Annotated in this window: 20 protein-coding genes; 19 read left to right on the forward strand and 1 reads right to left on the reverse strand. The window is 43.5% G+C overall.

Features of this window, described 5'->3' with window-relative positions; genetic code table 11:
- Nucleotides 1–143 precede the first annotated feature (143 nt).
- Nucleotides 144–347 (reverse strand): hypothetical protein, encoded by a 204-nt coding sequence (locus ACIFSR_RS27005; protein ID WP_430061285.1) that lies wholly within the window; start codon nucleotides 345–347, stop codon nucleotides 144–146.
- Nucleotides 348–811: 464 nt separating this feature from the next.
- On the opposite strand from ACIFSR_RS27005, the gene ACIFSR_RS27010 reads away from it, so the two are divergent.
- From ACIFSR_RS27010 to ACIFSR_RS27100, 19 genes are all read left to right on the forward strand, one after another.
- Complete coding sequence (locus ACIFSR_RS27010; RefSeq protein ID WP_430061635.1) at nucleotides 812–1,318, forward strand: ParB N-terminal domain-containing protein; 507 nt, start codon at nucleotides 812–814, stop codon at nucleotides 1,316–1,318.
- Entirely contained in the window at nucleotides 1,315–2,349 is a 1,035-nt protein-coding gene (locus ACIFSR_RS27015; RefSeq protein WP_430061287.1) for a DNA cytosine methyltransferase, read from the forward strand. Before ACIFSR_RS27010 ends, ACIFSR_RS27015 begins: the two co-directional genes overlap by 4 nt.
- Nucleotides 2,350–2,470: 121 nt before the next feature.
- Entirely contained in the window at nucleotides 2,471–2,698 is a 228-nt protein-coding gene (locus ACIFSR_RS27020) for a hypothetical protein (protein WP_430061289.1), read from the forward strand.
- 31 nt (nucleotides 2,699–2,729) lie between these two features.
- Nucleotides 2,730–3,173, forward strand: coding sequence for a phage terminase small subunit P27 family (locus ACIFSR_RS27025; protein ID WP_430061291.1), 444 nt, complete (start codon nucleotides 2,730–2,732; stop codon nucleotides 3,171–3,173).
- A gap of 27 nt (nucleotides 3,174–3,200) precedes the next feature.
- Nucleotides 3,201–3,734, forward strand: coding sequence for a hypothetical protein (locus ACIFSR_RS27030; protein WP_430061293.1), 534 nt, complete (start codon nucleotides 3,201–3,203; stop codon nucleotides 3,732–3,734).
- A complete protein-coding gene (locus tag ACIFSR_RS27035; RefSeq protein ID WP_430061295.1) occupies nucleotides 3,703–5,577 on the forward strand; it encodes a phage terminase large subunit family protein in 1,875 nt (624 codons plus the stop codon). Before ACIFSR_RS27030 ends, ACIFSR_RS27035 begins: the two co-directional genes overlap by 32 nt.
- Nucleotides 5,578–5,596: 19 nt before the next feature.
- Nucleotides 5,597–5,824, forward strand: coding sequence for a DUF6148 family protein (locus ACIFSR_RS27040; protein ID WP_430061297.1), 228 nt, complete (start codon nucleotides 5,597–5,599; stop codon nucleotides 5,822–5,824).
- A complete protein-coding gene (locus tag ACIFSR_RS27045; RefSeq protein WP_430061299.1) occupies nucleotides 5,821–7,413 on the forward strand; it encodes a phage portal protein in 1,593 nt (530 codons plus the stop codon). Before ACIFSR_RS27040 ends, ACIFSR_RS27045 begins: the two co-directional genes overlap by 4 nt.
- Before the next feature lie 26 nt (nucleotides 7,414–7,439).
- On the forward strand, nucleotides 7,440–8,624 hold the full coding sequence (locus ACIFSR_RS27050; RefSeq protein WP_430061301.1) for a head maturation protease, ClpP-related: 1,185 nt from the start codon (nucleotides 7,440–7,442) through the stop codon (nucleotides 8,622–8,624).
- Nucleotides 8,624–8,995 (forward strand): head decoration protein, encoded by a 372-nt coding sequence (locus ACIFSR_RS27055; RefSeq protein WP_430061303.1) that lies wholly within the window; start codon nucleotides 8,624–8,626, stop codon nucleotides 8,993–8,995. Before ACIFSR_RS27050 ends, ACIFSR_RS27055 begins: the two co-directional genes overlap by 1 nt.
- A 20-nt stretch (nucleotides 8,996–9,015) precedes the next feature.
- Nucleotides 9,016–10,074 (forward strand): major capsid protein, encoded by a 1,059-nt coding sequence (locus ACIFSR_RS27060; RefSeq protein ID WP_430061305.1) that lies wholly within the window; start codon nucleotides 9,016–9,018, stop codon nucleotides 10,072–10,074.
- 1 nt (nucleotide 10,075) lies between these two features.
- Nucleotides 10,076–10,417, forward strand: coding sequence for a hypothetical protein (locus ACIFSR_RS27065; protein ID WP_430061306.1), 342 nt, complete (start codon nucleotides 10,076–10,078; stop codon nucleotides 10,415–10,417).
- Entirely contained in the window at nucleotides 10,404–10,721 is a 318-nt protein-coding gene (locus ACIFSR_RS27070) for a hypothetical protein (RefSeq protein ID WP_430061308.1), read from the forward strand. Before ACIFSR_RS27065 ends, ACIFSR_RS27070 begins: the two co-directional genes overlap by 14 nt.
- Nucleotides 10,718–11,302: a phage tail protein gene (locus tag ACIFSR_RS27075; protein ID WP_430061310.1), complete on the forward strand. Its 585-nt coding sequence runs from the start codon at nucleotides 10,718–10,720 to the stop codon at nucleotides 11,300–11,302. Before ACIFSR_RS27070 ends, ACIFSR_RS27075 begins: the two co-directional genes overlap by 4 nt.
- A gap of 11 nt (nucleotides 11,303–11,313) precedes the next feature.
- The gene (locus tag ACIFSR_RS27080; RefSeq protein ID WP_430061312.1) at nucleotides 11,314–11,751 is read left to right on the forward strand and encodes a hypothetical protein; all 438 of its coding nucleotides are present in this window, start codon (nucleotides 11,314–11,316) and stop codon (nucleotides 11,749–11,751) included.
- Nucleotides 11,748–12,002, forward strand: a complete 255-nt coding sequence (locus ACIFSR_RS27085; RefSeq protein ID WP_430061314.1) for a hypothetical protein — start codon at nucleotides 11,748–11,750, stop codon at nucleotides 12,000–12,002. The genes ACIFSR_RS27080 and ACIFSR_RS27085 overlap by 4 nt, the downstream gene beginning before the upstream one ends.
- Before the next feature lie 9 nt (nucleotides 12,003–12,011).
- Nucleotides 12,012–13,466, forward strand: a complete 1,455-nt coding sequence (locus ACIFSR_RS27090) for a phage tail sheath family protein (protein WP_430061316.1) — start codon at nucleotides 12,012–12,014, stop codon at nucleotides 13,464–13,466.
- 16 nt (nucleotides 13,467–13,482) lie between these two features.
- The gene (locus tag ACIFSR_RS27095; protein WP_430061318.1) at nucleotides 13,483–13,998 is read left to right on the forward strand and encodes a phage major tail tube protein; all 516 of its coding nucleotides are present in this window, start codon (nucleotides 13,483–13,485) and stop codon (nucleotides 13,996–13,998) included.
- A gap of 15 nt (nucleotides 13,999–14,013) precedes the next feature.
- Entirely contained in the window at nucleotides 14,014–14,307 is a 294-nt protein-coding gene (locus tag ACIFSR_RS27100) for a phage tail assembly protein (protein ID WP_430061320.1), read from the forward strand.
- The last annotated feature ends 2 nt before the right edge of the window (nucleotides 14,308–14,309 follow it).

Below are 14,309 nucleotides of genomic sequence, written 5' to 3' on the forward strand. Positions count from 1 at the left end.
TTTTATTGTCATGAGAGGGTGAATGCTGATGGTAGATACCGTCAAATGTCAATGTGGGTCATGTGATCAGGTTGATCAGTACTCAGCTGCTTATTGGACCGAACGCTGTAATCAATGTAAAAGCCGATCGCTGTGGAGGATACTTACGTTGGAAGAGAAGGCGGAGATTGAGAGAGTAAATAGTATCCCGCTCCAAGCTCCCCAGCATATGCTTCGTACACCGTCACCCACTCCGTAGAGATAGCAGGATGCTGGTGACCGTGTACTGCGAAGCAAAACCTTTGTGGGTAACGCTCAGGCATCATTGCTGTCGCAATCATGCCTGCGTGGCTGAAGCTTCCTGTCATCCACCAGCGACGTTTTCCAGCTCTTCGTCGGTTAAGTGGTATGGATAAGATAATTGCTGCTCTAATCTTTCAATTCGTTCTAGTAATTGAGATAGTAAATGTTCGTCTGACATTGGAATCTCTCCTTTCTATTACTACTATTATCACCAGAATGATAGGGAAATATCCGTATTGCGGCATTAAAATGTATATTTAAAACCTTTTTTTTAAAATTAGGTACTTTGGGACCAAAAAAAAGATGCGGGTGCGCGTGAGCCCGAAATCTGATCAGATTTTATTTTCAAAAATTACTTTCGCTTTCGTTTTTTGCAGGCTCCTACGCGGGATTATTTGGATTCCGCTTCAAATATAGTCCTTAGATATATCGAACGTAATAGAAGGCTGAAATGCGAAAGTAACGCGGTTAAAATAAAGAAACTGAAGGGGGCATTGTTCTGGAGATAAGAACTATTCAGATTGATAAAATTAATCCTGCGCCATACAATCCAAGAGTAAGGCTTCAGCCAGATGACCCTGACTACATTAAGCTGAAAAGCAGCTTGAATGAGTTCGGATACATTGAACCAATTGTATGGAATGAGCGAACAGGTAACATGGTCGGAGGGCACCAGCGATTTAATATAATGGTTCAAGAGATGGGGCATTCAGAATTGGCCGTGTCTGTTGTGGATTTAGATGACAACCAAGAGCGGCTGCTGAATTTAGCATTGAATAAATTGTCAGGGCGATGGGATGAGGAAGCACTCGCTCGATTATTTGAAGAAATGAAAACTAACGGTATTGATTTGGATTTGTCCGGTTTTAATTCTACTGAAATAGACAGGCTTATATCTGAATTCACTGAACCGTCTGCAGATCAGCTTGGTGATTTTCAAAACAAAGAGCTCGATGTTAGTGGTTTTGACGAATCAAGGTTTGACTGTAAATGCCCTCGTTGTGGTTTTGTGTTCGATAAAGAGGATGTGTCATGAATCGAGCAGCATGGGATTGGAGTTTAACCGATCTGACAAGCGTTGAACAAAATGGATGCACAGTATTCAGCTGCTTCTCATGTGGCGGTGGTTCGACAATGGGTTATAAGAAAGCCGGCTTTCAGGTTCTAGGTAACGTGGAGATCGATCCTCAGATGATGCGGATTTATAAACAAAACCACAATCCTAAGTACCCATATATGATGCCGATTCAAGATTTTAAATCATTACCTGATCATGAATTGCCGCCAGAATTATTTGACCTGGACATATTGGATGGATCACCGCCATGTAGTGTATATTCAATGGCTGGTAACCGTGAGGATAAGTGGGGTAAGGAATTCAAATTTCGTGAAGGACAGGCTGAGCAACGGCTAGATGATTTATTTTTTGATTTTATTGACGTTGTAGAGAAGCTTCAGCCTAAGGTAATCGTAGCTGAGAACGTGCGAGGAATGATGATCGGCAAAGCTCGGGGCTATATTAGTCTGGTTTTGACTCGTTTGCGACAGATTGGTTACAGACCGCAGCTCTTCTTGCTTAATTCGGCCACAATGGGCGTTCCTCAAAAGAGGGAGCGCCTTTTCTTTATTGCAACTAGGAATGATCAAAACCTTCCGTTGCTTAAACTCGAATTTAATGATGAGCCTGTACTGTATCGCGATGTTCGTTCAGGACTTGGAAATTCAATCAATCCAATAAGTAAGACCTTTCAACGATGGAATAAACGGCGCCCACGTGATCTCAATATGGGGGATGTTACTGAGCGAGAAGAGAGCAAGATGGTTAATTTCAATACTATCTTAGTTAAAAATCAAAAGGTGCCTAACACGATTGCTAGTTCTTCTGTTTTTCTAAGAGCAGATGTGCCCGAACATCTTACAGGATTAGATGTTATAAGAATTCAAACCTTTCCGCGGGACTATGATTTTATGGATGCAAATGTTCAATACGTATGCGGCATGAGTGTACCTCCACTGATGATGCAAAGAATTGCTGAACAAATCCATCTGCAATGGTTCCAAAAATAGAAAAGAGGAGCGCAGAAACGCCCCTCTTCTTCAACGGGTCACCCCGGCTGAGATAGTGGAATCCCGTGGCCACGGTTTTCGTAAGCCACTATCTCACTTTCCATAATAAGGGATAGCCGAGGTGACTACAATTAAAACTTCTGACGAAATATTGAAAGAGCTTGCGAACAGTAAAGGAAAGTATCGAACGATCGTACAAGCAGGAATTGCAAAATGGGTCAAAGATTTTCAAGATGGCCGGATTAAAATTGAAAGTGTAGACGATCTGAAGAAGCTTGTCGAACTCGATATTCATATCCAGAAAGACGATTACGTCATGAGCAAAAACGTTAAGATTAGAAAAGAATAGCTGCCATAACTAGGTGGGGGGGAGGGGGCATTTGTCGAGACCTGTTAAACCAACGTCCTTGAAAGTTATAAACGGGACGAATAGGAAAGATCGAGCATTGAATGAACCGCAGCCAACTAAGCCGTCATCAATGCCGGAGCCTCCTGTTTACTTTGATGAAGTAGCAAAAGAGGAATGGAATAGATTAGGCCCAGAGTTATTAAATCTGGGTCTCTTTACTGTTGCTGATCAATCGGCTTTTACAGCATACTGCCTGACTTATAGCAGATTAATAAATGCTACTGTATCACTCAATGAAGCAGGCGAGTTATTTCATGAGCACACGAATAAGGTCGGAGCTACGAACTATGTTTCACGCCCGGAGCTAGCAGTCATACAAAGAGAAAGCTTGATATTAAAAGCTTATTGCACCGAATTTGGATTAACCCCATCAGCTAGAGGGCGGATGGAGATTCCAAAAGTTGATTCGGATTAGCAAATCAGCAAGAGGGAGGTCAGTCGGATGGCAAAGCGGACAAAGAAAGAGGTGGGTATGCATGAACGGGAATTGGGCACAAGTGAATTAGCATCAATTATCGGTAAAACACCGCAATGGGTCCGCCAATTAACCCGCGATGGTGTGCTAAAGCAGGTCGCTCGAGGCAAATATATTCTTAATGATGCGGTTCAAGCCTATATTGAGCATGCTTCTGGTGGTAAAGAAGACGATGGTAAACCTCGTTTAGTTGACCATAAAACAGAACATGAGCGAATAAAAGTTGAAAAAGCCTCATTGGAACTTGCTCAGATGCGTGGCGAATTGCATGCTGCTGAAGATGTTGAGTCTGTAATGACGGATATGCTTATCACTTTACGTTCCAGGTTACTAGGCTTACCAACAAAAATAGGGCCGCGCCTTCAATATGTTCAAGATTTGTCTGTGCTAACTGATATCATAACCGATGAAATTCGAATTGCCCTAAGCTCCTTGTCGGAATATGACCCGGAGTTATTCAAGGGGGGCGGTGAAGACGAGCCAATCCAAAAAGAAAACTGAGAAATTATTTAGGAGGGTAATTAAGTCTCTTGCTCCTCCAGCAAAACTCACGGTTTCAGAATGGGCCGATAGGTATCGTATTCTGACGTCCGAGTCATCGTCCGAAGCGGGACCGTGGAACACTGACAGAGCGCCTTATCAAAGGGAACCGTTCAATGCTATTACTGATCCAAGAGTTGAAACACTTGTTTTCAAATGGGCAGCTCAGCTCGGTAAGTCCGAAGGTATCCTAAATTCAATAGGATATCATGCTGATCATGAACCCTCACCAATGATGCTAGTGCAACCAACCTTGGACATGGCACAAGCTTTTTCGAAAGATAGGCTTGCTCCAATGTTTAGTAAATCTCCTAAGTTACGAGATACGTTAAGTAAGGCTAAGACGAGAGACAGTGGTAATACTCTTCTTCATAAGACATTTCCGGGCGGACATATTACAATGGCTGGCGCTAACTCGCCGGCTTCTTTGGCTTCGCGTCCGATTAGAATCGTCTACTGCGATGAGATTGATAGGTATCCTACTTCTGCTGGTAATGAGGGTGATCCAGTAGCGCTTGTTACCATGAGGATGGAAACGTTCTGGAACAGGAAGCGGATATTGGTTTCAACACCTACCATTAAAGGTGCATCCAGAATTGAAGACTTTTATGAGGATAGTACACAGGAAGAATGGTGCATTCCCTGTCCGAGTTGTAACGATATCCAGCCTCTTTCTTGGAAGCAAATTAAGTTTGAATTTGATGAGGTTAAGAAAAAGACGACTTCTGTTGAACATTGTTGTCGGTCCTGTGGTGCGCTTCACGGTGAACAAGAATGGAAAGCGGGCATGGAGCACAAAGGTAAATGGATCGCTCGTAAGGAGCATGCAGATACAAGAGGATTCCACCTTAATCAATTAGCCAGTACCTTCTCAAGTTGGGGACGAATTGTCCAAAAATTCAAGGCAGCTGAAAAGTCTTTAAAAAAAGGCGAAGTTGAACCTATGAAGGTATGGATTAACACCGTACTCGCTGAGGAGTGGGAGGAGAAAGGTGAAAAGCTTGACGAGAATAGTCTATTAAATCGGAGAGAAATGTATCATGCGGATGTGCCGGATGGCGTAAAACTTTTAACAGCTGCCGTTGATACTCAAGATAATCGATTTGAAGTTGAGGTTATTGGTTGGGGTGCCGGCCATGAATCGTGGCGTATTCAATATCAAGTAATTTATGGTGATCTCAATCAAAAACAAGTATGGAACGACCTCGATGAATTCCTTCAACGTACATGGACTGATTTCGAAGGCAGAAAATTCAGAGTTGCCATTACTTGTATGGATTCAGGAGGTCACTTTACAAATGAAGTTTACAAGTTTTGCAAAGAAAGATTCGCTCGGCGTTTATTTGCAATAAAAGGTGAGAGTCCTGGTGACGGCACGTACTTGCCTTTAGTTGCGGGTACTTCAACGAACAATAGATACAAAGCAACGGTCATCCGTTTAGGTGTTGATGAAGGTAAATCAAAGGTAATGACAATGCTTAAAAACAAGCCCGATCAACAGGGTTACTGCCACTTTCCGCTCACGACCCGCGAAAAGGATCGAGGATATAATGAGCAGTATTTCGATGGACTCACCGCTGAGGAATTACGCAAACGTTATAAGATGGGTGTTGCGTATCATGTTTGGGTTAAAGTGAAAGCTCGAAACGAACCACTTGATTTAGCTGTTTATAATCGAGCGGCCATCGAAATATTGAATCCTAACTTAGATGAGATGCAAGTGGCTGCTTCTGGCGGCGTTGTTAACAGAGGGGGAGCTCCACCTCGTAAGAAACGCGGTACCCTCAGTAAAGGTGTAACCTGAGAGGAGGTGAACAGGAACAATGGCAGGATGGACAAAGGAAGTAGCGCAAGAACGTTTAGATATGTGGCTTGCTGCGGAGGCGGCAGTCGCTACGGGTCAAGAATACAGCATCGGTCAAAGGTCATTGAAGCGGGCTGATCTGAGTGAGATTCGCGAGCAAATGCTATTTTGGAATAGAGAATTACAGTCCTTGTCCTCGGGTCGTAAAGGCGCGCGTGTTATGCGCTTTGTTCCAAGAGACTCATGAATACGAATACTAACCCAGCTATTCAGCGTATGCAAGCCGCACGTAAGCGGCTCAATGTGCAGAATTCTGGTTACTCTCATCATGGAGCTAGCACGACAAAGAAGTCTATGATCGGCTGGAATGCAACAAGCCTTTCGCCAGCAGAGGATATCACTAGCAATCTGCATTTACTTCGACAGCGATCGCGAGATCTTTACATGGGCGGTGCTGCATTAGCGACAAGTGCAATTAAGACAGCACGAACTAATGTGGTCGGTACCGGACTTTGGTTAGAGCCTGCAGTCGATGCGGAATTCTTGGGAATGGGACCGGAAGAAGCGTCGAGTTTGAAGAGACAGATAGAACGAGAGTATAACTTATGGGCTGAATCAGTCGAGTGCGATGCCGCGAGGCAGAACAATATGTATCAGTTGCAGCAGCTTGCGCTTCTCTCGCAATTAATGAGTGGGGACTGCTTTGTTCTGCTGCCGGTGACCATTCGAAAGCAATCTATATACGATCTGCGGGTGCGAATTATCGAAGCGGATAGATGCCGTAGCCCATGGAACTTTACTGATCGATTTACGACAGAGCACAAGGATAAAAATATAAGCGGCGGTGTTGAAACAAATGACGCTGGCGAGGTTATAGCTTATTGGTTTTCTAAGAACCATCCATATTCAATAGTGGATTATGGCAAAGATGATTGGACAAGGGTGGCTGCTTATGGCGAAGAGACAGGCAGGCGAAATGTTCTACATCTTATGGAATCAGAACGACCTGAGCAACGCCGCGGCGTCCCGATCCTCGCTCCAGTAATTGATTCAATTAAACAGCTCGGACGTTATACAGAAGCTGAGCTAATGGCTGCGGTTGTAACAGGGATGTTTACAGTCTTCATCAAATCGAACACGAATGGTAACCAGCCACTTGATTTAGGGTTTGGTGACGGTGATCAAGTCGATCAAGGAGACGAAAACAGTTATGAACTAGGATACGGTTCAGTTGTCGGTCTTGCTCCGGATGAAGATGTCGTGCTAGCAAACCCGAGTCGTCCGAACACAGCGTTTGATGCTTTCGTAATCGCAATATGCCGTCAAATCGGAGCTGCTTTAGAGATACCTTATGAACTGCTGGTGAAGAACTTCACGGCTTCATACTCGGCTTCCCGTGCGGCTCTACTGGAAGCATGGAAGATGTTCCGCATGCGTCGATCTTGGCTGGCTACAGGATTCTGTCAGCCCATATATGAAGAATGGTTTGCAGAAGCTGTCGCGAAGGGACGTATCCCTGCGCCCGGCTTTTTTGACGATCCATTAATTCGCCGCGCTTATACAAAAGCGGAGTGGCACGGTCCGTCACAGGGCCAGCTTGATCCTTTGAAAGAAGTTAAGGCCGCTCAGGTTCGGGTTGAAGAAGGATTCAGTACAAGGGAACGTGAGACAGCTGAAATGACGGGAGCAGACTTTGAAACAAACAATACGCAGCGTGTTCGCGAAGAGAAGCTGCGTAGAGAAGGAGGGTTGATACCTGTTGCATTACAACCTGCAGGTAACTTCGAGCCAGCCAATCCAGAAGAGTCAGAAGAAGACGACTCGGATGATAAATAAACCTGTGAAGGGGGGTGAGAAGGAAAATGCCGAAAGCAACGAATAGCACATTTTGGAATTTAAAGAAAACAGCGAATAATAGCGCTGAGATTGTAATTTACAGTCCAATTGATGATGAGGAGTCTTGGTGGTATGACTCTGTTACTCCAGCCAGCTTAATACGTGAGCTCAATGCAGCAGGCGACATATCGGAGATTACTGTTCGAATCAACAGCCCTGGTGGAAGTGTTTTTGCTGGCTTGACTATTTATGAACAGCTGAAGAGTCACAAGGCGAAGATAATTACAAGAGTTGACGGTGTCGCAGCCTCAGCTGCCAGTATCATTTTTATGGCTGGCGATGTACGTATTATGGGAACCGGCGGAATGGTTATGGCTCATAATCCATGGACAGTAGCGGTTGGCGAATCGAAGGATTTGCGGCATACAGCTGATGTTTTGGATAAAGTCACGGCTTCTTTAATTAACATCTATTCAGATAGAACTGGTAAAGACGAGAAAGAGCTGAAGAAAATGTTAGATAAAGAGACCTGGCTTACAGCAGATGAGGCTGTCGCTAGCGGATTTGCTGATAAAGTGGATCGTAGTTTCCAAGTTTCCGCTTCAATTTCAGACAAATTTGTAGTATTTAACGGTCAGAAAATCAAGATATCAGCATTCGCAACAGTTCCAAACTTACCAAAAGCAGAAGATGAGGAGCTAGAATACCAGCCGGAAGGTCAAGAAACACCTGCAGCTGAGCCTGAAAATCCTGTTGTTACACCGGAAACTAATGAAAAAAATGATGAAAACGAGCATGAATCTGCCGAAGGAGATGATGATTCAGTGAAAGATATTGAGGAATTACAAGCAAAACACCCTGCAATTTATCAAGCTGCCCTTAAAGCTGGCGCTGAAAATGAGCGTAATCGTATTAAATCGCTCGATGAGCTGCTTATGCCAGGTAACGAGGACCTTATTAATAAAGCAAAATTTGAAACAGGCGCAACTGTCGCAGAGACAGCTGTTGAAATCTTGAAAGCAGAGAATGCGAAGCGTAAAGAAATGGGCAATAAAACGATGGCCGATGCAAATAAGTCCAACGTCAATTCTTTGTCGACAAGCGCTGCGCCACAAGATGAACAGACGGATGCCGAAAAGGAAGATCAGGAAGCGCAAATCGTATCGAATGGGATTATTAATCAAATGAAAAGAATGAGAGGTGCTCAATAATGCCTAAAAATCTTGTATCATCTACATCCAATGAATACGATGATCTATTTGTTGGTGGTTCTTTTCCAGTCGTTGTCGATACTGTTACGTTGAAGTCGGGAGCGGCTTATAAACGCGGGACAGTACTGGGACTAATTACAACTGGTGGTTTGGCTGTTGCAGTTGATTCTACAAAGTCAGATGGTTCTCAAAAGGCTTACGCAGTACTAGCTGATGACGTTGATGCAACACTAGCAAACACAGTAGCGACTGGTTATTTTACTGGAGAATTCAATGCAGCAGCTCTTAGCTTTGGCGGTACCGATACGATTGCAACACATAAAACTGCTTTGCGCGCTCTTAGCATTTTTGCTAAAGCGGTGCAAGGTTAATCCGAGGAGGAATAACAAACATGACACAAGAAATTGATATATATGATCCAAGAGTTCTTATTGATGTTGTAATGAATCGTCCACCAGTAAGAACATTCCTACGAGATATGTTCTTTAAACCGGAAAATATTCAAACATTTGATACATCACATGTGGATGTTGATTATATGAAATCTCGACGCCGGATGGCTCCATTTGTATCACCACGATTGAAAGGTAAAACGATGTCACGTGAAGGCCTAGTAACAAAGACTTATCAGCCTCCACAAATCAAGCCTGATCGTCCAATTACGTTAGATAATCTTAATAAGCGCATTGCTGGCGATACAATATACACTCGTCGCAGTCCTGCAGATCGAGCATCAATCATCTTAGCTAGAGATATTCTTGATCTAGATGATGCTATAACACGTCGTGAAGAATGGATGTTTGCACAAATTCTATTCTCCGGATCGGTGCATATGATTGGTGAAGGTGTAGATGAGATACTGGATTTCCAATTCTCACAGAAAGAAGTCTTATCTGGGACTGATAAATGGGATAACGCAGCGAGTGACCCGTATACCTTTCTGCATAACCGTAGACAAACGGTTGTTAAAAACTCTGGCATTAACCCGAACATCCTTGTATTGTCTAGCGATGTTGTTCCTGTCTTTATTAGTCATCCGAAAATTAAAGACTTGCTTGATAAACGTGCAATTGAAATCGGACGAATCGATCCACGTATTTTGCCAAACGGAGCGACGTATATCGGTTCCTTGACGGCGCTTGGTTTGGATATCTACTCATACGATGAGTGGTATCTTGATGAAGAAACTGATCCGCAGAATGCTACTGAGAAACCAATGGTCCCAGCAGGCACGATTATGTTGGGTTCCACTAACGCACAATTTAAAACGTATTATGGTGCAGTTACGCTTGTAGATCCAGATACGAAAAAATTCTTCACTGTTGAAGGTGATCGCATTCCACAAAGTTGGGTGACGATCGACCCACCTTCGCGTACGTTGCAACTCAATGCGCGGCCACTGCCTGTACCGCATGAAGTGGACAGCTGGTTTGTTTCGAAGGTGCTTTAAAATGCCGATAACTAGCAAATGGATTATCACACATGACGGCGTAAGCTATCCTGCAGGTGATGTTGTTTCTGTGTTGTCGGTTGAGGCTGAAGACGAATTGATTTCATATGGTATTGCGAAAAGAGTCCCGGTGATCGAGGTTGCCGCGGGCTCTTTGCTTTCTAATGTGAGTGGAGACGATGAAACCGCACTAACTCCTGCAGAGTTTTCTGAATTGAGCGCGGCGGATCAAAAGGATGAACTTATAAGCTTGGATATTGATCCGGCATCAAACGAGCCTGGTCGCATCGATCAATATATAACGTGGTACGAGAATCAGGTGATTGGTAATGACCATACCTAATTTCAAAGAGGCAATAGCATCTGACGTATCGGCATTTATTAATCCAGCAGAATTTGCAGACATCCACAATGTTGATGGGCGGCAGATCCGTGCAGTGATAGAGTCAACTGATAACGAACACCCTCTTGCTTATGCAGAGGGTGTTTCTCTTTTGCGTATTGTAGCGTACTTTGACTCTTTGGAACTTGGTTATAAGCCAGTCGAAGCCATGTATATGATGATTGATGGTAAGCGATATATGGTGAAATCAGTCTCAGATGAAGCAGGCATATATGCTGTAACGTTGGAGGCGAGTTTTGATTGAGGACAGAGGGACTGCGTGATGCGCTGAAAGCTGCCAGAGCGATGAAAGAAAAGATGGAAGAGGTATCATCTAAAGCTATGAATCGTGTTGGTGATGGAGTCATGACGGAGGCAAATCGAAAAATCAGAGCCACTTATCAAATAAAGGCTTCTGATCTTAAAAACACTTTGAGAATTGTTTATGCTTCGCCGCAATCAAGCGAGGTTTTGATTAAATCAAAGGGTCCTAATTTACCTCTGACTCGATTCAAGTTTTCACCGAAGCTGGGAAATCCGCGAAAGCCGAAAACCGTAAGGGTAGAAGTGAGACGCGGAGAGTCGAAGTCCATCCGATCTGCTTACATCAGAACCTCGAATGAAAAAGTCATGATTATGAAAAGAAAGTATCCATCAGGTCAGAGCGGCCAGAAACGTGTAAAGAACATACAGGGTAATTACCCGGAGTTACCAGTTGAGCAGCTACGAGGTCCCGCCGTGCCAGTCATGATGAATGAGCCACAGGTTATCAAGCATTTAGAGGATCAAGCCAAAGAGCGCATGCATAAACGATTAGACCATGAGATTGGGCGCATTTTGAAATGAGGTGAGTAACATTGTCTACACCGATTTTGCTCAGCGGCGCGATCAAACGATTTATTGAAGGTGTGCTGGCAGAAAACGTTTCACAGCAGCCGCAAGTTTTTGAGTTTGTCCTGCCGCAAAAGACGCATCAAAACATGAATGCTGAGGATTATCCCTTTGTCATTGTCCGCGTTATTAATGGCGAGGATCAAGAAGATCAGCACAAGGTTACTGTTAACTTGATTTTCGGAACGAAATCTGAACAGGAAGCAGGCTTTCAAGATGTTTTAAATTTAATGGAGCGTGTTCGTGTGGCATTTCGGAAGCGGCGGACGCTTGATAATCAATTTAGGGTTGAACTTCCGTATAAATGGACATTGTTCGAGGATCAGCCATATCCGGAGTGGATCGGACAGGCCATAACAACTTGGACGCTCCCAACTATAAGTGAGGAGGTAGAAGGGATTTGAGTAAAAAGAAATCAAGTATACCAGAACAATTAATCTACGTTGGCCCTACGCTACCAGGTGGCCGACTAGCGCAATACTCTATTTTCAGAGGCGGTGTTCCTGATCATCTTCAAGATCTTATAACTAATCATTTAGAAATTAATGATCTGATCGTTTCTGTAGCTACATTTCATTTGGCTCAAGCAGCGACTCAGGAAGTTGGTACTACAGAGTATTCAGCATACAAGGCGCTCAGCCAACTGAGCAGATAGGAGGGTAACATGGCACATGGAATAACGGTAAGCGAACGCTCATCATCAATTTCAGTACCCGCACAGCTTGAATCATCTATTCCTGTTGTTTTAGGAACGGCGCCAATTAATATGTCACGCCTCGGAACGGTACCTGTGAATGTCCCGATACTTGTAAAATCATTCTCGGAAGCAGTTGAGGCCGTGGGATATAGCGAGAATTTCGCGTCATACAGTTTGTGTGAATTCATGGATTCACATTTCCGACTATACGGGCTTTCACCAGTTATTTTAATAAATGTTTTAGACCCATCGACTCATAAAGCTGCAGTAGCTGCTACAGACAAGCCTGTGTCGAGTGGAGTTGTAAAGTTATCCGAAGAAGGCATTCTCATTACGTCTATAGTAGTTAAGTCTGCAGACGGAACAACTACATTTATGAAAAATACTGATTATACTGCTGCATTTGATTCAGCTGGATTTGTTGTAATAACACGAAAAGCTTCAGGTACAATTCCAGCCAACGCAATTACCTTAAAAGTTAGTTATGAAAAACTTGATCCTTCAGCTGTTGATTCAGCGGATATAATTGGCGGTTTAGATTCAGTCACTGGCAAACAAACTGGATTAGAACTACTAAATCAGGTTTACCCGCGGTTCGGGTTAGTACCGGGTCTCGTTGTGGCACCGGGTTATTCTAGCGATCCAATCGTTGCAGCAGTGATGGTTGCAAAAGCAGGTAATATCAATGGTCATTTTAAGGCTCTAGCTCTGACAGATATCCCAAGCGGAACTGGCGGTGTTAGTCTTTATACAGATGCGCCTGTCTGGAAAGCTAATAATAATTATACGGCAAGTCAGCAGGTTGTAACTTGGCCTAAGGTTACTTTCAAAGGTAAGCAATACCATTTGTCTACGCAAGTAGCTGGTACGATCGGTGAGACAGCTGAAGCTAACGGTGGTATTCCATATGTATCGCCAAGTAATAAGTCTCTCAGAGCAGATGGAGCAGTTATTGCGAATGGTTCAGAGGTTTTCCTTGGACCAGATCAGGCAGCATATTTAAACGCTCAAGGTATTCTTACGGCACTTAATTTCGTTGGTGGCTGGAAGACATGGGGGAATCACACAGGGGCATTTCCTACTGCAACTGAAGCGAAAGATTCGTTCATTGCTATCAGAAATATGTTTAACTGGATCGCTAACTCGATCGTTTTAACATATTGGAAAAAAGTAGATGATCCTTTAAGCAAACGGCTCATTGAAACAGTCACAGATGACATTAACATATGGCTTAATGGGCTAACTTCTTCGGGGGCGCTGCTTGGAGGCAGAGTGGAATTTAATCAATCTGAAAATGCGACAGCTGATTTGCTCAAGGGCTTTAGTCGCTTTCATCTCTACCTCACACCTCCTGGACCAGCTCAGGAGATGCACTTTATTCTTGAGTATGATCCAAGCTATCTCGGTTCGACATTCGCATAAGAAAGGAGTGATTTAAGTGAAGATTACTGAGAAAACAAAATCATACTCTGCTTACCTAAATGGATCAACCTATTTGGGTACGGCCGCGATAGAGTTACCAAACCTTGAATCATTAAGTGAAGTGATTAAAGGTGCGGGAATTGCTGGTGAAATCAATAGTCCTACAATTGGACATTTCGGCAGTCTAGGGATGACAATCAACTGGCGAACAGTTGATCCGTCTGCGATTAGACTAGCTGAACCACAACTGCATGCTATAGACTTCCGTATTGCTAGCCAAACATTGGACTCAGCAAACGGTCAATATAGCACTGATTCAACAAAGATTTCCGTAAGAGCGATGCCTAATGGTCTTACTCTTGGAAATTTGGAAACTGCAACTCAAACAGGCACAAGCAATACCTTCGAAGTTAATTACATCAAAATTGTAATTAACGGAAAGGTTGTGCTGGAGCTCGACAAATTAAATAGCATTTATATTGTAAATGGAACAGATTATCTAGCTGCTGAGCGTGCGGCGCTCGGTAAATAAGGAGTGAAGTAGTCAATGGTAAATGATAAAAAATTCGTTTTGCACCGATCAATTGATGTTGATGGCGAGAAAATAACAGAGTTTGAAATTAATTTTGAAGATTTATCTGCTGATGATATTTTATCAGCGGATCGGCAATACAGCGCTGAGAATCCTGGCGAAACTTCGTTTGTTAAGGAGATTTCAAAATCTTACTTAGCATACATTGCAGCGCGTGGAGTTAAGCAGCCAGTAGAAGTAATTAGAAAACTATATGCAAAAGACTTTACGAGGATCACGGTCTTAGCGCAAAATTTTTTGCTTTATTAGGC

This window comes from Paenibacillus sp. NRS-1760, assembly GCF_050467785.1.
In the GTDB taxonomy this organism is placed as follows: domain Bacteria; phylum Bacillota; class Bacilli; order Paenibacillales; family Paenibacillaceae; genus Pristimantibacillus.